General features: G+C 71.7%; 19 protein-coding genes and 1 pseudogene. 10 read left to right on the top strand and 10 right to left on the bottom strand.

Features of this window, described 5'->3' with window-relative positions; translation table 11 throughout:
- Positions 1-56: 56 nt before the first annotated feature.
- The 5 genes from ACTWOL_RS09625 (at position 57) to ACTWOL_RS09605 (ending at position 4,582) form a co-directional block, all read left to right on the top strand.
- Positions 57-1,376 carry an NAD(P)/FAD-dependent oxidoreductase gene (locus ACTWOL_RS09625; protein ID WP_474296181.1) on the top strand — a complete coding sequence of 440 codons (1,320 nt, stop codon included), beginning with the start codon at positions 57-59 and terminating at the stop codon, positions 1,374-1,376.
- 43 nt (positions 1,377-1,419) lie between these two features.
- Complete coding sequence (locus ACTWOL_RS09620) at positions 1,420-1,785, top strand: Rv2175c family DNA-binding protein (RefSeq protein ID WP_474296180.1); 366 nt, start codon at positions 1,420-1,422, stop codon at positions 1,783-1,785.
- A gap of 165 nt (positions 1,786-1,950) precedes the next feature.
- A complete protein-coding gene (thiE, locus tag ACTWOL_RS09615) occupies positions 1,951-2,601 on the top strand; it encodes a thiamine phosphate synthase (RefSeq protein WP_474296179.1) in 651 nt (216 codons plus the stop codon).
- A gap of 86 nt (positions 2,602-2,687) precedes the next feature.
- Entirely contained in the window at positions 2,688-3,605 is a 918-nt protein-coding gene (gene metF, locus ACTWOL_RS09610) for a methylenetetrahydrofolate reductase [NAD(P)H] (protein ID WP_474296178.1), read from the top strand.
- Between the two features lie 50 nt (positions 3,606-3,655).
- On the top strand, positions 3,656-4,582 hold the full coding sequence (locus tag ACTWOL_RS09605; protein WP_474296177.1) for a hypothetical protein: 927 nt from the start codon (positions 3,656-3,658) through the stop codon (positions 4,580-4,582).
- Positions 4,583-4,645: 63 nt separating this feature from the next.
- Here ACTWOL_RS09605 and ACTWOL_RS09600 read toward each other — a convergent pair whose 3' ends face one another.
- From ACTWOL_RS09600 to ACTWOL_RS09575, 6 genes are all read right to left on the bottom strand, one after another.
- Positions 4,646-6,133: a phytoene desaturase family protein gene (locus tag ACTWOL_RS09600; protein WP_474296176.1), complete on the bottom strand. Its 1,488-nt coding sequence runs from the start codon at positions 6,131-6,133 to the stop codon at positions 4,646-4,648.
- A 516-nt stretch (positions 6,134-6,649) separates the two neighbouring features.
- Entirely contained in the window at positions 6,650-7,258 is a 609-nt protein-coding gene (locus ACTWOL_RS09595) for a TetR/AcrR family transcriptional regulator (RefSeq protein WP_474296175.1), read from the bottom strand.
- Positions 7,259-7,286: 28 nt separating this feature from the next.
- Complete coding sequence (locus ACTWOL_RS09590) at positions 7,287-9,374, bottom strand: YhgE/Pip family protein (protein ID WP_474296174.1); 2,088 nt, start codon at positions 9,372-9,374, stop codon at positions 7,287-7,289.
- Positions 9,346-10,302: an ATP-binding cassette domain-containing protein gene (locus tag ACTWOL_RS09585; protein WP_474296173.1), complete on the bottom strand. Its 957-nt coding sequence runs from the start codon at positions 10,300-10,302 to the stop codon at positions 9,346-9,348. Before ACTWOL_RS09585 ends, ACTWOL_RS09590 begins: the two co-directional genes overlap by 29 nt.
- A 186-nt stretch (positions 10,303-10,488) precedes the next feature.
- Complete coding sequence (locus ACTWOL_RS09580; RefSeq protein WP_474296172.1) at positions 10,489-11,439, bottom strand: MASE1 domain-containing protein; 951 nt, start codon at positions 11,437-11,439, stop codon at positions 10,489-10,491.
- A gap of 62 nt (positions 11,440-11,501) precedes the next feature.
- Positions 11,502-12,329 (bottom strand): PP2C family protein-serine/threonine phosphatase, encoded by an 828-nt coding sequence (locus tag ACTWOL_RS09575; protein WP_474296171.1) that lies wholly within the window; start codon positions 12,327-12,329, stop codon positions 11,502-11,504.
- A 245-nt stretch (positions 12,330-12,574) separates the two neighbouring features.
- Between ACTWOL_RS09575 and ACTWOL_RS09570 the strand changes: the two genes are divergently transcribed.
- From ACTWOL_RS09570 to ACTWOL_RS09560, 3 genes are all read left to right on the top strand, one after another.
- Positions 12,575-13,165 carry an SAV_6107 family HEPN domain-containing protein gene (locus tag ACTWOL_RS09570; RefSeq protein WP_474296170.1) on the top strand — a complete coding sequence of 197 codons (591 nt, stop codon included), beginning with the start codon at positions 12,575-12,577 and terminating at the stop codon, positions 13,163-13,165.
- A gap of 105 nt (positions 13,166-13,270) precedes the next feature.
- Positions 13,271-14,047, top strand: a complete 777-nt coding sequence (locus tag ACTWOL_RS09565; protein ID WP_474301129.1) for a methyltransferase — start codon at positions 13,271-13,273, stop codon at positions 14,045-14,047.
- Between the two features lie 259 nt (positions 14,048-14,306).
- The gene (locus ACTWOL_RS09560) at positions 14,307-14,699 is read left to right on the top strand and encodes a DUF3040 domain-containing protein (RefSeq protein ID WP_474296169.1); all 393 of its coding nucleotides are present in this window, start codon (positions 14,307-14,309) and stop codon (positions 14,697-14,699) included.
- A gap of 546 nt (positions 14,700-15,245) precedes the next feature.
- Here ACTWOL_RS09560 and ACTWOL_RS09555 read toward each other — a convergent pair.
- From ACTWOL_RS09555 to ACTWOL_RS09540, 4 genes are all read right to left on the bottom strand, one after another.
- Complete coding sequence (locus ACTWOL_RS09555) at positions 15,246-17,765, bottom strand: transglutaminase TgpA family protein (RefSeq protein ID WP_474296168.1); 2,520 nt, start codon at positions 17,763-17,765, stop codon at positions 15,246-15,248.
- Positions 17,762-19,186 carry a DUF58 domain-containing protein gene (locus ACTWOL_RS09550; RefSeq protein ID WP_474296167.1) on the bottom strand — a complete coding sequence of 475 codons (1,425 nt, stop codon included), beginning with the start codon at positions 19,184-19,186 and terminating at the stop codon, positions 17,762-17,764. Before ACTWOL_RS09550 ends, ACTWOL_RS09555 begins: the two co-directional genes overlap by 4 nt.
- Positions 19,186-20,205 carry an AAA family ATPase gene (locus tag ACTWOL_RS09545; protein ID WP_474301128.1) on the bottom strand — a complete coding sequence of 340 codons (1,020 nt, stop codon included), beginning with the start codon at positions 20,203-20,205 and terminating at the stop codon, positions 19,186-19,188. Before ACTWOL_RS09545 ends, ACTWOL_RS09550 begins: the two co-directional genes overlap by 1 nt.
- A gap of 239 nt (positions 20,206-20,444) precedes the next feature.
- Positions 20,445-20,987 (bottom strand): beta-class carbonic anhydrase, encoded by a 543-nt coding sequence (locus ACTWOL_RS09540; RefSeq protein ID WP_474296166.1) that lies wholly within the window; start codon positions 20,985-20,987, stop codon positions 20,445-20,447.
- Positions 20,988-21,346: 359 nt separating this feature from the next.
- On the opposite strand from ACTWOL_RS09540, the pseudogene rsmH reads away from it, so the two are divergent.
- A pseudogene (rsmH, locus tag ACTWOL_RS09535) lies at positions 21,347-22,427 on the top strand (16S rRNA (cytosine(1402)-N(4))-methyltransferase RsmH); the annotation flags it as partial.
- A 37-nt stretch (positions 22,428-22,464) separates the two neighbouring features.
- Entirely contained in the window at positions 22,465-23,067 is a 603-nt protein-coding gene (ftsL, locus tag ACTWOL_RS09530) for a cell division protein FtsL (protein WP_474296165.1), read from the top strand.
- Positions 23,068-23,149: the final 82 nt, after the last annotated feature.

Here is a 23,149-nt window from a genome sequence, read left to right as displayed (position 1 = left end):
TGCTCCCGGGCGGCGAGCATCTTCCTGACGGTCCGTCAGATGGTTAGGCTGGGCCGGTGAACGAGCACACGGCACCCGAGAACACGGCGCGCGGCATCACGGCACCCGATCGCACGGCAGGCGGGAGCACAGGACAGCAGCGCCGAGTCGTCATCGTCGGGGCGGGGATGGCCGGGGCCCAGACCGCCGTGGCCCTGCGCGACCAGGGCTTCACCGGTGCCGTCACCCTGATCGGCGCCGAGCCCCACCAGCCCTACGACCGGCCGCCGCTTTCCAAGGCCGTGCTGCTCGGTACGGCGGAGGGTTCCGCACTCGACATCGACTTCGCAGGGCTCGGCATCGAACTCCAGCTGGGCCGCGAGGTCGACGGGCTTCGCCCGGACGCCCATGAGCTCGACACCCCGGAAGGCCCCGTCCCCTACGACACCCTGGTGATCGCGACCGGCGCCGAGCCCCTCACCCTCCCCGGCACCGAGGGGATCCAGGGGGTCCATCTGCTGCGCACGCTCGACGACGCGCGGCGGCTGCGCCCGGTACTGGAAAGGCAGCACGACATCGTGGTGATCGGCGCCGGCTGGATCGGGGCGGAGTTCGCCACCGCCGCCCGCGAGGCCGGCTGCGCGGTCACCGTGGTGGAGGCCGCGGACCGTCCCCTCGCGGGAGCCCTGCCCGCCGAGGTGACCGCTCCCATGGCCGACTGGTACGCGCGCAGCGGCGCCGAACTGGTCACGGGCGCGCGTGTCACCGGCGTCGAACCGGGCGCGGTCGTCATCGCGGGGAGCGGCTCCCGCGCGAAGGACCCGGGGGAGGCCCGGCGGCTGAGGGCGGGAGCCGTGGTCGTGGGCATCGGCGCGCGCCCCGCGACCCGCTGGCTCGCCGGCTCGGGCATCGGCCTCGGGCCGGACGGCTCGGTCACCGCCGACGAGTATCTGCGCACCTCGCTGCCCGACGTCTACGCGGTGGGCGACTGCGCATCCTTCCCCTCACGGCGCTACGGGACGCGGCTCCTCGTCCACCACTGGGACAACGCCCTGCAGGGTCCGCGCACGGTCGCCGCCAATGTGCTGCGCGTCGCGCAGGGGCAGCCGCCGCAGGTCTACGACCCGGTGCCGTACTTCTGGTCCGAGCAGTTCGGCCGCTTCGTCCAGTACGCGGGCCGCCACGAAGGCGCGGGGACACTCGTCCGGCGGGGCGACCCCGCGGTCGATTCCGCCTGGTCCGTGGTGTGGCTCAGGGACGGGGTCGTGGTCGCGGTCCTCGCGGTCGGCAGGCCCCGTGACCTGGCCCAGGGGCGCCGGCTCATCGAGGCGGGAGCACGGCTCGATCCCGTCCGTGCGGGGGACCCCGGGGTCCCCCTGAAGGCCGCAGCACTCTAGGGTCCGGCTGTCGGCTGTCAGTCCGGGATGGCACGCTTGTCCCGTGACCCAGATTGACGCAAAGACCGATGCTCTCGTCCCCGCCTGGCTCCACCTGCCGGATATCGCGGAAATGCTCGATGTCGAGGTGACGCGAGTGCGCCAGCTGGTCAAGGAGGGCCAGCTGATCGCCGTGCGCCGTGGTGAGAACCGGACACTTCAGGTCCCGGCCGCCTTCATCAAGGGCGACAAGGTCGTCAAGGGCCTGGCCGGCACCCTGACCCTGCTGAAGGACGACGGCTTCACCGACGAAGAAATGCTCGAGTGGCTCTTCACGCCCGACCCGACCCTGCCGGGCACCCCCGCGGAGGCACTCAGCGAGAATCGCGGCACGGAGGTGAAGCGCCGGGCCCAGGCGCTCGCCGTCTGACGAACTGATCCACGCCACCGGACGCCGGTCCGTACATCACCGGACGCGGTGTACGGACCGGTGGGGCGACGCGTGCGCCCTGCTCCGTCATGGACGGGGCGGGGTGGCCGCCGCCCGCGCCCGGGTCCGTACACCGCCCGACCCGTCACCTGGGGGGAGCACCTCATGTCCACCGCTCGCGCGCGCCTGTCCGACGCCCGGCTCTATCTGTGCACGGACGCCCGCAGACGCCAGGGGGACCTCCCCGAGTTCCTGGACGCTGTGCTCTCCGGCGGTGTGGACATCGTGCAGCTGCGGGACAAGGGCATGGAGGCCGGCGAGGAGCTCGAGCACCTCGGCGTCTTCGCCGACGCCTGCCGCCGCCACGGAAGGCTGCTCGCGGTGAACGACCGGGCCGATGTCGCCCATGCCCTCGGCGCCGACGTGCTGCATCTGGGCCAGGGCGATCTGCCCGTACCGGCCGCCCGGGCGATCCTCGGCGACGACGTGCTCGTCGGCCGCTCCACCCATGCGCCGGACGAGGCCGCCTCGGCCGCCGTCCAGCCGGGGGTGGACTACTACTGCACGGGACCGTGCTGGCCCACCCCCACCAAGCCGGGCCGGCACGCCCCCGGCCTGGATCTGGTGCGGTACGCGGCCGCGCTGCCACAGGACCGCCCCTGGTTCGCGATCGGCGGCATCGACGCGGGCAATCTCGAGCAGGTGCTGGACGCCGGAGCCCGCCGTGTGGTCGTCGTCCGGGCGATCACCGAGGCCGACGATCCGGGCGCGGCGGCAGCCGATCTCGGCAAGCGGATACGGAGCTACACCGGCTGAGTGGGACACCGGCCGATTACGAGCAGTCCGTGTCCGAAAGATGGACAACGGTTGGGTCGCCCACGAGCCCTGGCTAACCTGCGAGTATGGCCCTCGGCACAGCTTCCACCAGGTCGGATCGCGCACACACCGTGCGCGAATTGCTGGCGACCGGCAAGACCTCGTACTCCTTTGAGTTCTGGGCGCCCAAGACGGAGAAGGGCGAACGGAACCTCTGGAACGCCCTGCGCAGGGTCGAGGCGGTGGGCCCGAACTTCGTCTCCGTGACCTATGGAGCCGGCGGATCCACCCGCGCCGGCACCGTCAAGGCCACCCAGCAGATCGCCGCGGACACCACTCTGACGCCGGTCGCCCACCTCACTGCGGTGGGCCACTCCGTGGCGGAGCTGCGCAACATGATCGGCCAGTTCGCCGACGCAGGCATTCGCAATATGCTCGCCCTGCGCGGCGACCCGCCCGGTGACCCGATGGGCGATTGGATCAAACACCCGGACGGTGTGACCTTCGCCGCCGACCTGGTGCGGCTGATCAAGGACGCCGGGGACTTCTGCGTCGGGGTCGCGGCCTTCCCCGAGATGCACCCGCGGTCGGCGGACTGGGACTCGGACGTCCGGTACTTCGTCGACAAGTGCCGGGCCGGTGCCGACTATGCGATCACCCAGATGTTCTTTCATCCGGAGGATTACTTCAGGCTGCGCGACCGGGTCGCCGCGGCCGGCTGTGAGACACCGATCATCCCCGAGATCATGCCCGTGACCAGCGTGAAGCAGATCGAACGCTTCCGTGAGCTGAGCAACGCGTCCTTCCCGTCCGCCCTGGAAGAGCGGATGCGCGCGGCCGCCGGCGATCCCGCCGCTGTACGCTCCATTGGCATCGAGTTCGCGACGGAGTTCTGTGCACGGCTGCTGTCCGAGGATGTCCCCGGATTGCACTTCATTACGCTCAACAACTCCACCGCGACGCTGGAAATCTACGAGAATCTCGGACTGCACGAGCAGTCGTAACCGGCCACACCCGCCACGACCCCCGGCGGTGGCCGATGAGAGGGGCGGGCATGGGCTGGACTGCGCTCTACATCGCGTTCGGCATTGTCGCGCTGTGGCTGCTCGGCGAGGTGCTGCTGCAGTACAAGGCGCGGCTGCGGTGGCGTCTGCTCGCGTTCGCCGGATTCCTCGGCGTGGTGCTCGGTGTGCTGATGCCCAACGTGATCGTCATCGGGATCGGTGCGGTCTGCTTCGCGATCGGCCAGACGTACGTCACCCTGTCCTTCCGGCGGGGATTCTCCACGGGCTGGGCGATAGGCGGCGCCCCGGGGTCCAGTCGGCGCCGCAGGGCCTCAGGCGGCGCCCAGCGCGAGCCCGCCCTCGAGGTCTCGGACCTCGCCTATGAACCGGACGAGGGCGACCAGCCGGCGGCGGACGAGTCCACAGCGGTCTACGAGCCGGTGCCGATGACCGACGAGACCGGCCAGTACGGCGTCTACGGCGATTCCGGGTACGGCACCGCCCAGGCGGCGTCCCCCGACCCGTCGGGGGACCAGGGTTACGGCCAGGGCCAGCAGTACTACGACGGCTACGGCTCCTATGCCTCCCCGTACGAGCAGCCGACGGCCGCCCAGGCCCAGGACGCGTACGCCTCTCAGGACATGTACGCATCCCAGGACGCCTACTCCGCCCGGTACGACTACGGGACGGGCCAGCCGCAGTACGCGGCCTACTCCGACCCGTACGTCGGCACACCGAGCTACGACTCGTACGGCGGCTACGGCGACCAGCAGCAGTTCGCCGACCCTTACGCCGCTGCCGAGCAGGGCTACCAGGACACCCCGCCGGGCGGAGTGTGGGTGCCCCAGCAGCGTGACGGCGACCAGCAGTCCCCGTCGGCGCCGAACGGCCAGCAGCCGTCGTACGGCTACCCGCACAACGGCTACGGCCACGACGGCTACGAGAACGGCCACAACGGTCAGTCGTACCGCTACTGAGGACCTGCCAGCTGCCGGTACCCCGGGCCACTGCCGAAAGCCCGGCCGACGGTGTCCGCGGCCTTACTGGGAACCGCGGAAGTCATCTCCCTCCACGATCAGCCCGGCCACCAGCGCCCCCGACATACCCGCATGCGCCGGTCCGCCGCCCGGATGCGCCCAGCCGCCCGCGAGATACAGACCGGGCAAACTGGTCGTGTTCGCGGGGCGGAGGTAGCGGCCGCTCTCGCCGGCCAGCGCCGGTGGGCGGACCCGGCCGGTCTCGGCCGGGGTGAGGACCTCACGCCAGAGCACACGCTCCCGTATGTCCGGTATCACCGCCTGCGCGGTGGCGACGAGCGTGTCCGCACAGCGCTCGCGCAGGGCTGCGTCCCCCCAGTGTGCTGTGCCGCCCGGACCGTCGAGCGGGGAGACCGTCGCGGTCAGGGTGACCGCCTCATGGCCGTCGTCGGGACGGGTCGTCGGGTCGTCGGGACGCAGCACCGTGACCGTCGGCCGCTCGGCGAGCCCGCCGCCGAAGACGGCCCCCGCCTCGGCCGCCGCGTCGGGGGAGTGCACCACGCTCTGGTGCGCCGCCCCCTCGGAACGTGCTCCGCGCAGGGCCAGCAGGACCGTGAACCGCCCGGGAGCCGTGTCCGTCGCCGCCGGGCGCACGTCGCCGTCCGCCCACGGCTCCCGGCCGCCGAGCCCGGACGGCCCTGCAGCGGCCACCACCTTGTCCGCGTCCACGGCCGAGCCGTCGGCGAACTCCAGGCCTGCGGCCCTGCCGTCGCGCTCCACGACGCCCGTCACCTCGGCGTCGAACACGAACTCCACCCTGCGTTCCAGACAGCGCTCGTACACGGCCCGGGCAAGCGCCCGCATCCCGCCCCGGACGTACCAGCTTCCGAAGGTCTGCTCCATGTACGGCAGCACGGCGGCGCTCGCCGGAACCCGCCGCGGGTCCAGCCCGTACGACAGGGCGTATGCGGCCAGCAGGCCGGCGAGCCGGGGATCGGCCAGTTCCCAGGCACCGATCTCGGCCAGCGTGCCCGCTTGGCGGACTCGCAGCATGCGGCGCTGACGCAGGGCGGGGTACGGCTCACGGCCGAGGATCTGCCAGTTGGGCCACAACGGCTCCTCGAGCAGCGGGCGGCGCGAACGGTCCCAGCACTCGCGAGCACGCTTCAGGAAGTCGCCCCACCGCTCACCGGTACCGCCCCCGAGCGCCGTGTCCAGCTCGGAGACCACGCCGCCGCGCGAGGCGTTCGGCAACGACACGACCGTGCCGTCGGCGAAGACATGGCGGCTCGCCGGGTCCACCTGGGCCATCTCGACACGGCTCTCCAGCGGCTGCTTGCCCGTCTTCACGAACAGATCCCGGTACACCGCGGGCAGATGCAGAAGCCCGGGGCCGGTGTCGAAGGCGAAGCCGTCCCGCTCGAATCCGCCGACCGAGCCGCCGAAGGTCGCCGAGCGCTCGTACACCGTCACCCGGTGGCCTGCCACCGCGAGCCTCGCAGCAGCCGCCATGGCGCCCATCCCCGCGCCGATCACCGCAATCCGTCCCATGTCGGCGACTGTATCTGCAGCCACCGACAGCGGTGGGCGCCGGTCGGCGGCGACCGCCGCGAGCCCCTCGCCGCTTCCGGACCGGGCACGGGCGCACGTCGTCATCGGGGCGCGCCGGCTGTGACTGGGGATGAGCACGCAGCCCTGAGTATCCGTACCTACGCCGGGAGATGAGTAGGTGCGCGGATGGGTTCCCACCTGCGCGGACGGAAGAGTGGAGGTCACGGAAGGGCGCGACGCCGCACCGCCGGCACGGGGCGGCGGAACGGCGTGGCGCACCGACCGAACGGGGGTTGCCCGGACCGGGGCCGGGGGAACGGTGGTCGGGGCAACGACAACGGGGGAACGAGGAAAGGGGAAACGGGGGACAACGGGGGAACGGGGGAAACGCCGGTCCGGCGAAGCTCGGGGGGATCGAGCTTCACCGGACCGGCACTTTTTTGGAGCGGAAGCTCGGGAGCGCAAACCCGGGCGCCGGAACCCGGGCGGCGGGAACCGGCGGTTGCCCCGGGCGGATCAGCGGCCGCCGACCCGCCCGTGCAGCAGCCTCGACAGTGCGGCGTGGACGTCGTCGATGGACCGCTCCGGCTGGAACGCCTGCCAGTCGAGCGCCGCCACCAGCACCATGCCGACCAGCGCGGCGGCGGTGAGCTGCACATCGATCTCGTCGCTCAGTTCGCCGCGTTCCACCGCCTCCCGCAGCACGGTCTCGACCACGGCCACCGCCTGCTGACGGACCACCAGCAGGGTCGACTGCCAGGCGCGGTTGGTGCGCCAGAGCTCGGCGACATACAGCTGGGTGAAGGCGGGGTAGCGGTCGATGAAGCCCAGACCGGCCTTGATCATCGCGTCCAGGGCATCGACCTTGGTGCCGCCCCGCTCCTCCGTCTCTTCGGCGGCGGCTTGCAAAGACGCGGTGAGCAGGCCCACCCCGTACCGCAACAGCTCCTCGAAGAGCTCGGTCTTGCTCTTGAAGTTGTAGTAGACCGTGCCCTTGGCGACTCCGGCACGCTCGGCGATCTCGTCGACGGTCGTCGCGGAGAAACCCTGTTCGGCGATGAGGGTCACGGCCGCTTCGTAGAGCTTGGCGCGTGTCGCCTGCCGCCGGGTGCTGCTGCTGTTCATGGCGTCGATTCTCACAGGTCCGGGCAACTCACAGGCTCAGCTCGGGATGCAGACGGTCGAACGTCCACACCTGCCTGCGCCGGGCGGAGACGGCGGTCAGGGCGAGGGCCCCCACCGTGAAGGCCACCAGCACGGCCGACGCCTGCCACACCGGACCGATTCCGCCGCCCGTGATCAGCCTGCGCAGCGACTCGACGACATAGGTCATCGGCAGGAAGGGGTGGATGGCGTTGAAGAAACCGGGGCTCGTCTGGACGGGGTAGGTGCCGCCGGCCGAGGTCAGCTGCAGCATCAGCAGGGCGAGCACCAGGATCCGGCCCGCAGCGCCGAAGCGGGCGTTCAGCCACTGGATGATCGCCGCGAAGCAGCACACCACGAGCGCCAGGAATCCGATGGTTCCCGCCGCACGGGACATCTGCAGGTCCAGCCCCCAGTGCAGCACGGACATCAGGGCGCCGACCTGGAACAGCCCGATCACGGCGACCGGAAGCCAGCCCGCGAACGCGATCCGCCAGGCCGATGCCCCGGCGGCGAGGGCGCGCCGGTTGAGCGGCTGGATCAGCATGTACGCGACCATCGCACCGACCCAGAGGGAGAGCGGGATGAAGTACGGGGCGAATCCCGTGCCGTAGTTGGGCGCCTTGTGCAGGGACTGCGACGCGAGCTGCACCGGGTCGGCCATGACGTCCGTACGGCGGTCACGGTCCCGCTTGTCGTAGTCGGGGATCTTGTCCACGCCTTCGCTGAGGCCCCCGGCGAGCTCACCCGAGCCGTCGACCAGCTTGAACATGCCGCCGTCGAGGTCCTCGGCGCCGGTCCTGAGCCGGCCGACTCCGGAGTCGAGGTCGGTGGAGCCCGTCTGCGCGTCGGCCAGTCCGGTGTGGATCCGCGCCGCGCCCTTGGCGACCTGCTGCGCCCCGGCGTTGAGCCGGTTGATGTCCCTGACGGCCTTCTCCACGTCGTCGTCGAGGGTCGGGGAGCGCTCGGCCAGGCCCTTCGCCTGCGCCTGCAGCGTCTTGAGGTGACCGTCGAGCTTCTTCAGGTCGCCGTCGTTGTCCTTGATGAGCGTGTTGACGTCGGCGGCGATTCCGGCGACATCGGCGGAGTCCTTCTTGGCGTGCTCCAGAGCGGCGCACAGGCCCGGGTCGGGCAGCAGCGCGTCCTCGCAGCGCTCCTTGTGGAGCCTGGCCAGTGCGTCCGCGGCCTGCTGGGCCCTGGCGGCGGCCCCCGGAGCCCGCTCCACCAGCAGGTCCAGATGGCGCTGGGTGGTCCGGGAGGTGTCCTCGACGAACCGCGCCGTGTCGCCGATCATCTTGCCGTTGTCCTTGAGGTACGGACGGATGTCCGCGGCGATGGCGTTGACCTGGTCGGCCAGCTTCTGCGTGCCGCCTGCGACCGCCTCGGCGCCCTTTTCGACCTTGCCCGCGCCCTCGTTGAGGCGCACGATGCCGCCCTTGAGCTTCCCGCTGCCGTCCTTGGCGCTCTCGAGGCCGTCGGCGAGGTCCTTGGAGCCCTTCTTGGCCTTGCCGATGCCGCCCTTGAGCCGGTCGGCGCCCTTCGCCGCCTCCTCCGTCTTGTCGTGGATGTCGGAGAAGGAGATGAAGATCTTGTCGAGCATCGAGCGGGAGGCGTTCTTCGAGGCGGACTTGCGCACCTCGGAGAAGACCGTCCGGGATATCTGGCCGACGATGTAGTTGTTCGCGTCGTTCGTGCGCACCTCGAGTGCGCCGGTCTCCGGAGCGTCGCCGGAGCTCGAGGCGATCCGCTTGCTGAAGTCGGCGGGCATGGTCAGCGAGAGGTAGTACGACCCGTTCTCGACGCCCTCGCGGGCCTCGGAGGCACTCACCTCGTGCCACTCGAAGACCTTGCTCTCACGCAGGCCTTCGGTGATCTCGTCACCCGCGGTGATCTTCTTGCCCGAGGCGGTGGTGCCCTTGTCGTCGTTGACGAGTGCCACGGGTATCCGGTCGAGACGGCTGTACGGGTCCCAGAACGACCAGAGGTAGAGGGCACCGTAGAGCAGCGGCAGCAGCAGCACCGCGACCAGCGCGGCACGTGGCAGCTTCCCCCTGCCGAAGCGCTTCAGCTCAAGCGCGGCCAGTTTCGGCGAGCGCATCGTCCGCCCCCTCCTCGGTGGTCTCGGTGGTGTCTGAGGTCTCGGTGGTGTCCGAGGCCTGGGTGGCCTTGGTGGCGCCGGCGTTGTCGTCGGCGGCCTCGGCATCATCGGCGTCATCGGAGCGCTCGGCCTTCACGGCGGCGTCGCCTTCGGTGTCAGCGGTGCCGGTGCCGGTGCTGTCCTCGGCCGCGGTCGTCGCGTTCCCCGGACCGCTCTCGCCGGCGGTGTCCGAAGCCGTCGCTCCCGTACGGACGAGCACGGCGTCCTGCGGTGCCTGGCTGCAGGCCGCGAGGACCGTCGTACCTTCCGCGGCGACCCGGCGCAGCAGTTCCCAGGCCTGCGTCCGCTCCGCGTCGGAGAGCTTGAGGTCGACGTCGTCGACGGCCAGCAGCCGCGGGCGGGCGATCAGGGCCAGAGCGACGGAGAGACGCAGGGCCTCCAGACGTTCCAGGTCCCGCACGGAGGTGCGGCCCGCCTTCGGCAGCCTCTCCACGTCGAGGCCCGCGGTCTGCAGCGCCTCCTCGATGCTCTTGCGGACCGACGTCTCCTGCTCGCGGCGCGGTCGCAGCAGAGCCCGCAGCGAGCCGTCGAACCGGCGCTGCAGCAGCGCCCGTTCACGCAGGTGCTCGGCGACGGTGAGCGTGGGGTCCAGTTCGCTGACGCCCTGGACGGGGCCGAGCGCGCTGATGCGGCGTACGGCGGCCATCTTGGCGGGCAGTCGCAGCCCGCCGATCTCGGCGTGTCCCTCCGCGGGCTTCATCCGCCCGGTGAGGGCGAGGAGTAGACAGGTGCGCCCCGATCCGGACGGTCCCTCGACCGCGATCAGCGAGCCCGGCCCGGCCTGGATGCCGACCCCCCGGAAGGCCCAGCCGCGCGGGCCCTTGAGCCCGAATCCCTCGGCGGTGACGGCCGCCCCGTGCGTGTCCACGGACCCCCTCCATACTTTTGAACTGACTGGTCAGTTCAAAATCTAACCCGGAGTTCCGCTCAGGACAAATCGCGAGGTCGGGTTCCCGCAGGGGCGGCGGATATGCGACGAACCCCTGCCGAACGCCGTCCCAGGTCGCCGTGGGTCGCCGCGGGTCGCTGTGGCGTCGCCGGGGCGGACCCGCGGTCAGCCCTCGCGGTCGCCCGGCTCGAGGTTGGCCACCATCTCCTCGAGGCGTTTGCAGACCCTCTTGATCTCCTCATGGGTCTCGTTGCGTTCGGTGATGACCGCTGCCAGAAGCAGCGCCGTCAGCGCGGTGGAACCGTTGAACGCCTGCAGCGTGACCATATTGGAGAACAGATCCTGGCCGGCGAAGGGGCCGGTCCGGCGGGCCGCGGCGAGGATCGTCAGGGTCGACACCCCGAGCGCACAGGGCGCCGCACCCGCCAGCTGGAAGCGGAGGGCCGCCCAGATCAGCACCGGGAAGACGAGGAACAACAGGGAAGAGGTGCTCGAGGTCCCGAGCACGGTGGCGGCGAAGGCGCACAGGGCCAGTGCCACCGCCTCCGCGCAGCGGGCCACGGTGATGTGCCGGGGCAGCCGGAGTCTGCGCAGGACGAGCAGGAACGGTGTGACCAGCAGGACGCCCATCGCGTCACCGGTCCACCACACCGACCACGTCGGCCAGAAGGCGTCCGGGCTCACCGCCCCCGAGAGCACCAGCACACCTGTTCCGACCGTGGAACTGATCAGCATCCCGGCCAGCGCGCCCAGGAAAACCAGGAGGAGTCCGTCGCGCAGCCGGTCGAGCTCCGAGCGGAACCCCGCGCGGCGCAGCAGGAGGTAGGCGACGACCGGAGCCAGGGTGTTGCCGGCGGCGATGGCCAGGACGGCGAGGGCCGACGGGCCGATGGAGACGTTCGCCAGGAAGGCGCCGATGGCGATGCCGGGCCACACCCGCAGACCCAGGATGAGCAGGGCGGCCAGGGCCAGTCCGGTGGGCGGCCACAGGGGCGTCACCTGCCCCCGTACCAGCTGCTGGAGGAGACCCAGTTCAGCGGATCCGAAGTAGACGGCGGCGACGGCGAGGATCCACAGCGCGTCGAACCCGTGGCCCCGGATCTCCTCCTTGCGCATCACAGCAGTGTGCGCCGCGGGCCCGTGCTCGGCGAGTCGGATCTCCGGTGGTCGCGGGCGGGTCAGTCGTTCGGCGGCCCGTCGTAACGGGTGACGAGCACGGCGGCGTCATCGCGGTGGCCGGTCAGCTCCGCCACCTCGATGACGGCGGAGGCCAGCACATCGGGGTCCGCGTCGAACCCCGCGCGCACCAGCCGGCTCACCTCCGCGAGTCCGGCTTCCATGGGATAGTCCGGCCCCTCCACCACGCCATCGGTGATCAGGACGAGGACTCCGGCCTCGGTCAGCCGCCGGTGTGTCACCGGATAGCGCTCGCCCGAGACGATGCCCAGGGGAGGGCCGCCGCGGTCGAGAGCGATGCCCGATCTGCCCCCGGCCGTGGCCCACACCATCGGGACATGCCCGGCCCGCGACACGGTGAGATCGCGGGTGACCGGGTCGAAGCGCAGGAAGCAGCACGTCGCGAAGAGACCGAAGCCCATGGAGATCAGCAGGTCGTTGGTGCGGCTCAGCACCTCCCGCGGATCGCTCGTGGCCTCGGCGAGAGCCCGCAGACTGGTGCGGACCTGACCCATGAACGCGACCGCCTCGGCGTCGTGGCCCTGCACGTCCCCGATGGCGAGCCCCAGGGATCCGTCCATCATCAGGAAGGCGTCGTACCAGTCGCCGCCCACGGCAAGTCCGTCCCGGGAGGGTGCGTAGCGGGCCGCGATGTGCACGCCGGGGAGTTTCGGCAGTTCGGGCGGAAGCATGTGGCGCTGCAGGGCCATGGCCAGCTCGACCCTGGCCCGCTGGAGCTTGATCCGCTCCAGGGCCTGGTCGACGAGGCGCCCGAGGGTGAACAGGAGTTGCTGCGCGCTGTCGGGCGGGTCGGCGCGATGTCCCCGCATGACCGCTCCGGTGGTCCCACGTGATCTCCCACTCACCTTAGCCGCAGCCCCCCGACCTCACCTTCACAAACCGGGGACGCCGTCCAGTGGCCCGGGTCCGCGCAGGTCCCCCTACGACCACGACCTCGGGCGCCGGATTGTCGGCTGCGTGGGCAATCAGGCAGGTCAGCGCCGATTGTCAGTGGTGCCCCCCACGATGGGCACATACGGCCACCGCGCCGTGACACGACGACAGGAGGTTCGTCATGGCCAGCTCCTACGCCCCTGCCGCACACCGGCTCCGCACAGGCGGCCCTGCCCCCTCACTGCCCGGTTCCTCGCAGGGTGGTCCCGCGAGCGACATCCATCCCGTCCTGCGGCGCTCGTCGGCGCCGCCGGCCGCCCTCGAACTGCTCACCCAGGCCCGCGCCGGCCTCGAAGAGGCCGCGGCGCTTGAGACGCCCAACGAGCGCTATGCCACCGCCCACCTCGCCGCGCTGCGCACCGCGGCGGCCGTGCTGGCCGTCCGCGGCCGCCCCGAGACCAGCTCTCGCCGCCGGGCCCGCATAAGGCCCGCCTGGGAGGTGCTGCCCGAGATAGCACCCGAGCTCACGGAGTGGAGCGCGCTTTTCGCGTCCGGCGCGGGCCGCAGGGCGCGCGCGGAGGCGGGCATCCAGGGCGCCGCCAGTACCCGCGACGCCGACGATCTGCTGCGCGATGTCGCGATGTTCCTGCGGCTCGTCGAGCGGATGCTGGTGCTCCAGCCACTGCTGCCGGCCACGAGGCCGGAGCCCGTGCCCGAAGCCCCTCCCCGGGGCGGTCCGGGACGGGCGGGGACGGGGGACGCCATGGAGTGAGGACGGCCCGGCCGAGGCAATAGGGTGGGAGCGAGCCTGCACCCGTTCACGCGCCGCCCGCCGGGGCCGCACCGCGCCGAGGAGTCAACTGCCGTGCCCGACCAGATGCGCCCCCAGCGGCCTCGCACCGAGGGGGGCCCGTCCCGGTCCGCCCTCCGTACCGCCGTGGTCTGGGACATCCTCAAGGACGCCATCGACCGCCGCACCGGGGCGACCGGGAAGGACGCCCTGGACGTGCTCGACACCGGCGGCGGCTCCGGCAACTTCGCGGTGCCCGCGGCCCGCCTCGGCCACCGGGTCACCGTGGTCGACCCCAGCCCCAACGCCCTGTTCGCTCTGGAACGACGGGCCGCCGAGGCCGGTGTCGCCGATCGTGTGACCGGTGTCCAGGGTGACGTCCACGGCCTCTTCGACGTGGTCGGTCGCGGCGGCTTCGACATCGTGCTCTGCCACGGTGTGCTGGAGTACGTCGACGACCCGGCCGAGGGCGTACGGAACACCGCCGAGGCGCTGCGCCCGGGCGGCTCGCTCAGCCTGCTCGCGGCGGGTTTGGGCGGTGCCGTCCTGGCGAGGGCCCTGGCCGGGCACTTCACCGAGGCCCGCCACGCGCTCGGGGACCCCGCCGGGCGCTGGGGCGAGGGCGACCCGGTGCCGCGCCGGTTCACCGCCGAGCAGCTCGCCGATCTGGTCGCGGCGGCCGGGATGAAGGTCGGTTCCGTCCACGGGGTGCGGGTCTTCGCCGACCTGGTACCCGGTGTCCTCGTGGACACCGAGCCCGGCGCCCTCGACGCTCTGCTCAAGCTCGAGGAGGCCGCGGCCGAACTCCCCGCGTTCCACTCGGTGGCGACCCAGCTCCACGTTCTCGGCGAGAAGCACGGCTGACCCGTCGCTGATCAGGGCGGCAACCGCAGACGGAGTACGCCGCTCGTCCCCCTTTCGGGGCCTCGGCCCCGTATGATCGGGGGACATCGTCCGGCATGACGGATCGACGACTGGGGAATCAACGCTTCAGCAGTCGGGCCGCCATGGCGGCCCCATCAGCGAATAGGTCAAGGGGCGGGTTTCACGGGGGCGATTCCCTGCCTATCCTGAAAGGGCCGCTTACCGGTCGCCCCCAGCGACCGACGACTAGGAGGACTCCGTGCCGCTCTCGGAGCACGAGCAGCGAATGCTCGAGCAGATGGAGCGAGCGCTGTACGCCGAAGATCCCAAGTTCGCGACAGCGCTCGAGGGAAGCGGGCTGCGTACGTACACCCGGCGACGGGTCTACCAGGCGATCGCCGGCTTCCTGGTGGGTATCGCGCTCCTCATGGCCGGAATGGTCACCACCGTGATCTGGATCAGCGTGGTGGGCTTCCTCGTCATGCTCGGCTGCGCGGTCCTCGCAGTCACCGGCTGGCGCAAGGCGCCCAAGCCGGGCGAGCAGAGTCCCGGGGCGCAGTCAGCGCGTCGGCAGTCCAGGCAACGCCGGTCCGTGATGGACCGGATCGAGCAGCGGTGGCAGCGCCGCCGCGATGAGCAGGGCGGGCACTGAGCCCCCTCGAACCGCATACGGCTGAGGGGTGACCGCGTTTCAGCGGTCACCCCTCAGCCGTACGCGGCGGCGCGGGCGCTGCGCGGGGCCGCTGGCGGTGCGGTGTTGCCGCCTACCGGGTTGGCGCCCGGTGTGTCCGTCCTCAAGTGCCGGACGGGCTTGGGGTGTGCGGGGGTGCCCGGTGTTGTGTCGGTGGGGGTTGGTGCCGTTCCGGGGCTCGCGTCCTGGACGGCATGATTTACGGCGCGCTTCACCCCTGCCGTTGCGGCGTCGCCTGCGTTGCGCGCCGCAATGGGGGTCCCCCGGACGGTCCCCCAACCTCACCGACAACGCCCCGAGCAAGCCCCGCCCCCTCAAGGCCGTCTGGGGGTCCCCCCGGACGGAGTCTGGGGGAGATTGAGGACGGACACACCGGCCACGCCCACGCCAGAGGGCAAGCTCACATACCCAGCCCGTCCGGCGTCTGAGGACGGACACACCGGCCGCGCCCACGCCGAGGGCAAGCCCACGTACCCAGCCCGTTGGGCGCGGGCAAAGCCCGCAAACTCAGCCCCGCTGGCGCACAAGCCTCCGCACGCGCCCCGCCACCCGCGTCAGGACCCGGTCACGGGACGCGGCCCATCGGTCCATGACCGCGTTCCACTGCTCCGAGAGCGCCCATACCACCCGTACCGACGAACGCGGCAGCAGCAGGGCGCGCAGACGTGTCCCCCGGCTCGCCTGCGCGGACAGGCCCGCACGGACCCGCTGCACATCATCGGCGAGACCGGTCACCGGCCGGTGGTCCGGGGCGTACAGCACCTGCTCCACCGCCCGGGCCACTCGGTGCACCGAGTCGGCGGGAGCGCCCTCCAGCCGGCCGAGCCCGACGACCCGGGCCGCGGCCTTGCGGGGCGTCTGCGACTCGTCCGGCGGGATGCCGTGGTCCCATGCCGAATCGGAGATCTCCCGCCAGGCAGCCAGCGTCCGCGCGCGCGCTTCCTCGCGTGAACCCTGACCGCCATCGAGGGCCGTCGACGACGCGTTCGGCTCCTCCCGCCGTTCCTCGGTGGCTCCAGGGGCTCGCCCCGTGGCGCCCCCTGCCGTGCGGGCATGCCGGTCCGAGGCCAGCCGTCGTGTCCTGAGACGCAACCGCCACAGCATCGGCAGCAGCGGTACGAGCACGATCGCCACCCCGGCGAGGCTCCACAGCAGGACCGTCTGGAGCGAGGGCCCTTGGTCCGTCGCCGGGCGTACGTCCTGTGGGGCCGCTGCCCCGCACCCGAGCCGCAGGTCACGGGGCGAGCAGCTCGATGAGCTGGACGGACCGGTCGGCACCGCGGCGGAGCTGCTCGCCTCGGGCCGCGCGGGTGCGCTGGGAACCTCGGCCGGCGCCTGCGCCCGGGTGTAGTCCGGGGCGCTGCCCCGCGTCGGCGTGGGTTCGAACCGGGTCCACCCGGCACCCTCGAAGTACAGCTCGGGCCAGGCATGGGCATCGCGGTTGCTCACCGACATCGCCCCGCCCGACACCGGCGAACCCGGAGTGAACCCCACGGCGACCCTCGCCGGTATCCCCAGGGACCTCGCCATCGCGGCCATCGAGAAGGAGAAGTGGACGCAGAACCCCCGCTTGTCCTTCAGGAAGCGGGATATGCCCTCCACACCCCCGCCCGACTGGACCTGGGTCGAATAGGTGAAGCCGCCCTTCTGTGCGAACCACTCCTGGAGCCGTACCGCGCGCTCGTAGTCGTTGGCCGCGCCCTTCGTCACCCGCACCGCCGTCGCACGTACATCGGCGGGCAGCTCACCGGGCACCTTGGTGTACTCCGCCAGCAGTGGAGCGGGCGCCTTGGGCGCGCCGGCGAGCTGTTCGCGGGTCGGCTTCACCTGGAGGCTGGTGATCGAATACTGCACCCCGCTCGTGGTCTGCCGGCTGTCGCCGATCACCGTGCGCCGGAACGGGTCGAAGCGCCACCTGCCGCCGATGCCCACCTTCGTCGCGGGATACGGCATCGGGAGCCAGTCCTGCTTGTATGAACCGGCTGCCGAGATGTTCGTCCGGATCTCGGTCGTCCCCACGGAACTGCTGAGCCCTTCGGGCCGGGGCAGCTCCTCGGGGATGTCCGTGAGCGGACGCTGCGAGAACTTCCACGATCCGCCGTCGAACCGGTCCAGGGCCATGAGCCGCAGATACATGTCACCGGTGTCGCCTGCGTTGGTCTTGTACTTCAGCCACTCGCGCTGCTCGGGCTGGTTGAGGGTGTCCTGCAGCGTGACCACCGGGTTGACCGCGTCGATCGTGCCGCCGCTGCCCGCGCCACCGCCCGGCCCGCTTCCCGCCCCGCCCAGCAGTCCGCCGTTCAGGGTGGGGAGCACGGCGGGCACGGCCAGCGCGACACCGAGGGCGAGGACGCCGATCCGCCGGCCGGTGCGCACCGGAGACGTCGGGCCGACGCGCGGCTCGAAGCCGCCACGGCCCGCGGCACGTGGCGTACCCCCGAACACCCGGCCCCACTGGGACAGCCGGTCACGGCCCTCCGCCAGCAGGAGCAGCAGATAGCCCGTCGCGGCCAGCAGGAACCACAGCCAGCTCGCCTCGCCGCCGGACAGTGCCGCGGCCACCGAGTACAGCGCGAGCAGGGGCAGACCCGCCGGAGCGGCGCTGCGGAAGGTCACCGCGAGCGCGTCCACCGCAAGACCGATCATCACCACCCCGCCGACCAGCATCAGCGTGATGCCGTCGGTGGCGGGAGCCGGGGCCGCGTACCGCCCGACGTCCGCGGCGCCCGACGCCAGCAGGTCCTCGAAGCGCACGAACGCATCCGGCCCGGGGAACAGCCAGAGCACGGCCTGCTCCCGGGCGAAGAACAGCGTGAGCATCAGCAGCGCCACGACGGCCTGGACGGCGATCGTCAGCGGCCGTGCCAGAGGCACCCGCCGGGTCAGCGCGCCGACCAGGCTCTGCACGGCGACCAGGAACACCGCCTGCACGATCCATGTCGCCGGATCGACCAGCGGCAGCAGCGCGAGCGCCGCCATCGCCGTGGCGGCGAAGGCGCACAGGGCCAGCCTCGTGCGACCACTCATGACCGTCCCCCCGGAAGACCGCTTGACCCACCCGGACCCTTCGCAGGGCCGTGACCCGTCGCCGTCGCCGTCGCCGTCGCCGCTCCCGGACCCGCGCCCGCCATCGCGGCGGAGTCCGCCCGCTCCCCGGCCGCCAGCCGCCACAGCTCCGTCAGGGCCGCGCCGGGAGGCACGGCCACCGCCGTCCACCCTGCCTCGCGCAGTCTGCTCAGCCGCTCGTCGACGGCGCCCGCCACCGCCCCGCTGGTCAGCCATGTGCCGCTGTCCAGCACGAAGGCCACCGCGGCGCCGCTGCGCTGACGCATCCTGGCCGCGACGGCGGCCTGTTCCTCGTCGAGATCGCCGACGAAGGCGACCAGCAGCCCCTCGGCCCCGCCGCGCAGCACGTCGTAGGCGCGGGAAAGACCCGCACCGTCCGAGTGGTCCACGACCGCGAGGGCGTCCAGCATCAGCCCCGCGGAGTCGGCGGAGTCCTGCGTCGACCCGGCGTAGCCCTCCGGTCCCGCGCCGGGCACGGCATCGCCCGTGTCGGTCAGCAGGCGCACCGCGAAGCCCCGCTCCAGCATGTGCAGCAGCACGGAGGCCGCCGCCGACACCGCCCATTCGAAGGCCGAGTCGGGCCCTGCGCCCTGGTAGGCGATACCGCGGGTGTCCAGCAGCACCGTGCATCTGGCCCGCTGCGGCTGCTCCTCGCGGCGGACCATCAGCTCACCGTGGCGTGCAGTGGAACGCCAGTGCACCCGGCGCAGATCGTCCCCGTGCCGGTACGCACGCGGAATGATGTCGTCGTCACCCGCGAGGGCCAGCGAGCGCTGCCGCCCGTCGCCGTGCCCGGCGGTCTCGCCCGCGAGCCGCACCGGCGGCAGCGGCTCGGTCCGCGGGATGACCGTGAGCAGATCCGACGTGCTGAAGGAGCGGGTCAGCTCGCACATCCCGAACGGATCGCTCAGCCGCAGCTGCAGCGGCCCCAGGGGATAGCGCCCCCGCAGGTCCGAACGGACGCGGTACGACACCTCGCGGCGGCCGCCCGCCTCCACCCGGTCCAGCACGAAACGGGGCCGCGGGCCGAGCACGTACGGCACGTGGTCCTGGAGCATCAGCAGGCCCGTGGGCATCCGGGAGACGTTGTCCATCCGCAGCTGGACCCGGGCCTCGGATCCGGCGGGCACCCGCGACGGGGACAGCCGCCGGATCGCCGCCACCCGGTACCGGGTGCGGTACAGCACGCCGGCGCAGATCAGCGGCAGCACCGCGAGCAGCATCCCGACCCGGAGCAGTTCGCCCTGGCCCAGCACATACGCGCACACCGCCGCGGCGACTCCGGCCGCCAGGAACGACCGGCCGCGTGTGGTCAGCCCGCCGAGAGCCGCCCGCAGACCGCCTTTGTCGTCACCGCCGGCGGCAGGGCTCCCGGGAGCCATCACAGCCGCCGGACGCCGGGCTGCTGGTGGCCGTAGTGCGGGCCGTCGGACGACGACTGCCGCGTCACGCTGCCGTAGCCGCTGTCGTTGCCCGAGGTGGGCACCGGGAGGCGCCGCAGGATCTCCTGGACGACCTGCTCGGACGTACGGCGGTTCAGCTGGGCCTGAGCGGTCGCGAGCAGCCGGTGCGCCAGCACGGGAACGGCGAGCGACTGCACGTCGTCCGGCAGGACGTAGTCCCGGCCGGACAGCGCCGCGGAAGCCTTGGCGGCCCGCAGCAGATGCAGGGTGGCCCGCGGTGACGCCCCGAGTCTGAGGTCCGGATGGTTACGGGTCGCGGACACCACCTCCACCGCGTACCGCCGCACGGAATCGGCGACATGGACGGAGCGCACCGCGTCGATCAGCTTCAGGATGTCGTGGGCGTGCGCCACCGGCTGGAGGTCGTCCAGCGGAGACACCGCACCGTGCACGTCGAGCATCTGCAGCTCTGCCTCGGCCGTCGGATATCCCATCGACACCCGGGCCATGAAGCGGTCCCGCTGCGCCTCCGGCAGCGGATACGTGCCCTCCATCTCCACCGGGTTCTGCGTGGCCACCACCATGAAGGGGCTGGGCAGTTCGTAGGTCTGCCCGTCGATGGTGACCTGACGCTCCTCCATGGACTCCAGCAGAGCCGACTGGGTCTTCGGCGACGCGCGGTTGATCTCGTCGCCGATCACTATCTGCGCGAAGATCGCACCGGGCTTGAACTCGAAGTCCCGCCGCTGCTGGTCGTAGATCGACACACCCGTGATGTCCGACGGCAGCAGGTCCGGCGTGAACTGGATACGCCGCACCGAACAGTCGATGGACCGCGCCAGCGCCTTGGCCAGCATCGTCTTGCCCACGCCCGGCACATCCTCGATGAGCAGATGCCCCTCGGCGAGCAGCACGGTCAGCGAAAGCCGTACGACCTCAGGCTTGCCCTCGATCACACTCTCGACCGACCCGCGGACACGCTCCGCCGTGGCGGTCAGATCTGTGAGGCTCGCTCGATCGTCATAGGTCGTCACCCGGCCCTCCTCGGCCCTTTCCACGGGCCGCTGCGCTGCGTACGGCACGGCCCACCCCGAAACACGGACACCACGTCCGGCAGCTGCCGCCGAGGTGTCACCCCCGCATTCTTGTTGCCGTTACCGCTTCATGTCACTCGCCTGTGGATAACTGAGCGCCATATGTCCCGTGGTCGCCGGGTAATACGGCTCGCACAGCCGGCTCACTCAGCGGGATCTATTTCCCTCAGCAGTCCGCTCGTGACGTCGAAGACAAAACCGCGGACGTTGTCCTTGTGCAGAAGGAACGGCGACGTCCGTACCCGCTGCATCGACTGCCGTACGTCCTGGTCGACGTCGCGGAACGCCTCCACCGCCCAGGACGGCCGCTGCCCGACCTCGTCCTCCAGCTCGTGGCGGAAGTCCTCGGTCAGCTTCTCCAGACCGCAGTTGGTGTGATGGATGAGTATCACGCTGCGGGTCCCGAGGGCACGCTGGCTGATGGTGAGTGAGCGGATCACGTCGTCCGTGACCACACCGCCGGCGTTGCGGATGGTGTGGCAGTCGCCGAGCTGCAGGCCCAGAGCCTTGTGCAGGTCGAGGCGGGCATCCATACACGCCACCACCGCGACCTGCAGCACGGGCCGTGCGTCCATCCCGGGGTCGCTGAAATCCGAGGCGTACCGCTCGTTCGCCGCGACGAGCCGGTCGATGACGGTGCCGTGCTCGACGGCGGCTTCGGCAGGTGGGTGCGCAGAGGTCGACATGGCTATGACGGTACTGGCCACAGCGGTCCCCGGCCCGCCGTGAGAGCGGACGAAGAGCAACAAAGAGCGTCAATGAACCGTGCTGTGAGGTAACCCACAGGTGGGAGCCCACCGGGCCCGTACGAGTGAAGCGTTCCGATCACGGCCGACCCGTGCGACCGGCCGTACGACGCGCCAGCCGGTTGATTGACCGACCCGGCCAGTGGACTAAAGTGACGCGGAGTCCACGGACACATCCTGCACATTTCCATGATTTTCCCGCGTGTGCGGCAGTGGCAGCGGCAACGTCATGCGTACGCCCCTTCCTCCGTCCACGTCGGACCTGAGAGGGCGCATTGAGCCAGCGACACGTCCCGGTGATGCTCCAGCGATGCCTGGACCTGCTGGCACCAGCCCTGGAGCGGGCACCGGGCGGGGACGCCGCGACGGCGGGCCGCGCACCCGTCGTCGTGGACTGCACCCTCGGACTCGGCGGACACAGCGAAGCGCTGCTCACGCGTTTCCCGGAAGCGCATCTCGTCGCGCTCGACCGCGACAAGGAGGCGCTGCGGCTGTCCGGCGAGAGGCTGGCTCCCTTCGGTGACCGCGCCACGCTGGTGCACGCCGTCTACGACGAGTTGCCCGACGTATTGGACCGGCTCGGCATGCCCCGGGTCCAGGGCGTCCTCTTCGACCTCGGTGTCTCCTCCATGCAGCTCGACGAGGCCGGCCGCGGCTTCGCGTACGCCCAGGACGCCCCGCTCGACATGCGCATGGACCAGACGACCGGCATCAGCGCCGCGGAGGTGCTCAACACCTACCCGGCCGGTGAGCTGGTACGGATCCTGCGGGCCTACGGCGAGGAGAAGCAGGCCAAGCGGATCGTTGCGGCCATCGTGCGCGAGCGCGAGAAGGAACCCTTCAGCCACAGCGCGAGGCTCGTCGAGCTGATCCGCGACGCCCTGCCGCAGGCCGCCAAGCGCACCGGCGGGAACCCCGCGAAGCGCACGTTCCAGGCACTGCGCATCGAGGTCAACGGCGAGCTGTCGGTCCTGGAGCGGGCGATCCCCGCCGCCGTGAAGTCCCTCGCGGTCGGCGGCCGTATCGCCGTCCTCTCCTACCACTCGCTGGAGGACCGGCTGGTCAAGCAGGTCCTCGCGGCCGGCGCCGCCACCACGGCGCCCCCCGGTCTGCCCGTCGTACCCGAGCGCTACCAGCCGCGGCTGAAGCTCCTGACACGCGGCGCCGAGCTGCCGACGGAACAGGAGATCGCCGAGAACCGCCGCGCCGCTCCGGCGCGGCTGCGCGGGGCGGAGCGGATCCGCGAGGACGAGCGGTGAGCGCCGCGGTGCCGGAGGCGGGAACGGCAGCGACGACCGGACCGGTGGTGCCCGGGGCCGGACCGTCGGTGGTGACCGGACCGGCGGCCGGACTCGCGGCGACGGGAACGGCAGCGACGACCGGGCCGGTACCCGCGGCCGGATGAGGGAGGCATGTGGTGAAGAAGGCCGCCGGACAGCTCAGAGGGCGCGCGGCCCGGCTGGTACGGCTGATGCCGTCCGGAACCAGCACCGCCGCCCGTACTCCCTTCGTCCTGCTCGTCGTCCTGCTGCTCGGCGGCGGCCTGATCACCTTGCTCCTGCTCAACTCCTCCCTCAACGAGGGCTCCTTCGAGCTCAGCGAGCTGAAGAAGAAGACCACCGAGCTCACCGACGAGGAGCAGGCCCTCCAGCGTGACGTGGACAGCCGCTCGGCCCCCGACGCACTGGAGCGGCGGGCCCGCGAGCTGGGCATGGTGCCCGGCGGCAACCCCGCCTTCCTCGACCCGGACGGCAAGGTGAGGGGAAAGCCGAAGAAGGCGTCCGCCGCGCCGTTCGTCCCGCCGCCTTCAGCGGCCCCGGACCAGGCCGTCGCACCACGCTCGGCGCCCGAGGCACCCGCGGCCGCCCCCGCGACGCCGCCCACGGCGCAGGCGCGGCCGTCGGCTCCCGCGGCGTCCCCGGCCCCCGCTCCGCCCCCTGCATCCACGACGCCCGCTGCATCCACGACGCCCCCGGCATCCGCGACGCCGCGGCAGCCGCTCACGAACACCGGCAGGTGACGCAGTGCCTTCCAGGGAAACCCCGCGCCGCCGGGTACCCGGCCCCGCCCGCCCCGCCGGGGCCGCGAACCGCCCTCGTCCC

The organism is Micromonospora sp. IBHARD003 (genome assembly GCF_056106285.1).
The sequence above is the reverse complement of the archived record's forward strand: the minus strand, read 5'-3'. Positions and strand labels throughout refer to the sequence as shown.

Coding starts and splice junctions, on each gene's coding strand:
- ACTWOL_RS09605 (WP_474296177.1), top strand. CDS start 3,656: ATGGGCTGGACTGCGCTCTACATCGCGTTCGGCATTGTCGCGCTGTGG.
- metF (WP_474296178.1), top strand. CDS start 2,688: ATGGCCCTCGGCACAGCTTCCACCAGGTCGGATCGCGCACACACCGTG.
- thiE (WP_474296179.1), top strand. CDS start 1,951: ATGTCCACCGCTCGCGCGCGCCTGTCCGACGCCCGGCTCTATCTGTGC.
- ACTWOL_RS09600 (WP_474296176.1), bottom strand. CDS start 6,133: ATGGGACGGATTGCGGTGATCGGCGCGGGGATGGGCGCCATGGCGGCT.
- ACTWOL_RS09590 (WP_474296174.1), bottom strand. CDS start 9,374: ATGCGCTCGCCGAAACTGGCCGCGCTTGAGCTGAAGCGCTTCGGCAGG.
- ACTWOL_RS09570 (WP_474296170.1), top strand. CDS start 12,575: ATGGCCAGCTCCTACGCCCCTGCCGCACACCGGCTCCGCACAGGCGGC.
- ACTWOL_RS09540 (WP_474296166.1), bottom strand. CDS start 20,987: ATGTCGACCTCTGCGCACCCACCTGCCGAAGCCGCCGTCGAGCACGGC.
- ACTWOL_RS09565 (WP_474301129.1), top strand. CDS start 13,271: ATGCGCCCCCAGCGGCCTCGCACCGAGGGGGGCCCGTCCCGGTCCGCC.
- ACTWOL_RS09550 (WP_474296167.1), bottom strand. CDS start 19,186: ATGGCTCCCGGGAGCCCTGCCGCCGGCGGTGACGACAAAGGCGGTCTG.
- ACTWOL_RS09575 (WP_474296171.1), bottom strand. CDS start 12,329: ATGCGGGGACATCGCGCCGACCCGCCCGACAGCGCGCAGCAACTCCTG.
- ACTWOL_RS09555 (WP_474296168.1), bottom strand. CDS start 17,765: ATGAGTGGTCGCACGAGGCTGGCCCTGTGCGCCTTCGCCGCCACGGCG.
- ACTWOL_RS09580 (WP_474296172.1), bottom strand. CDS start 11,439: ATGCGCAAGGAGGAGATCCGGGGCCACGGGTTCGACGCGCTGTGGATC.
- ACTWOL_RS09595 (WP_474296175.1), bottom strand. CDS start 7,258: ATGAACAGCAGCAGCACCCGGCGGCAGGCGACACGCGCCAAGCTCTAC.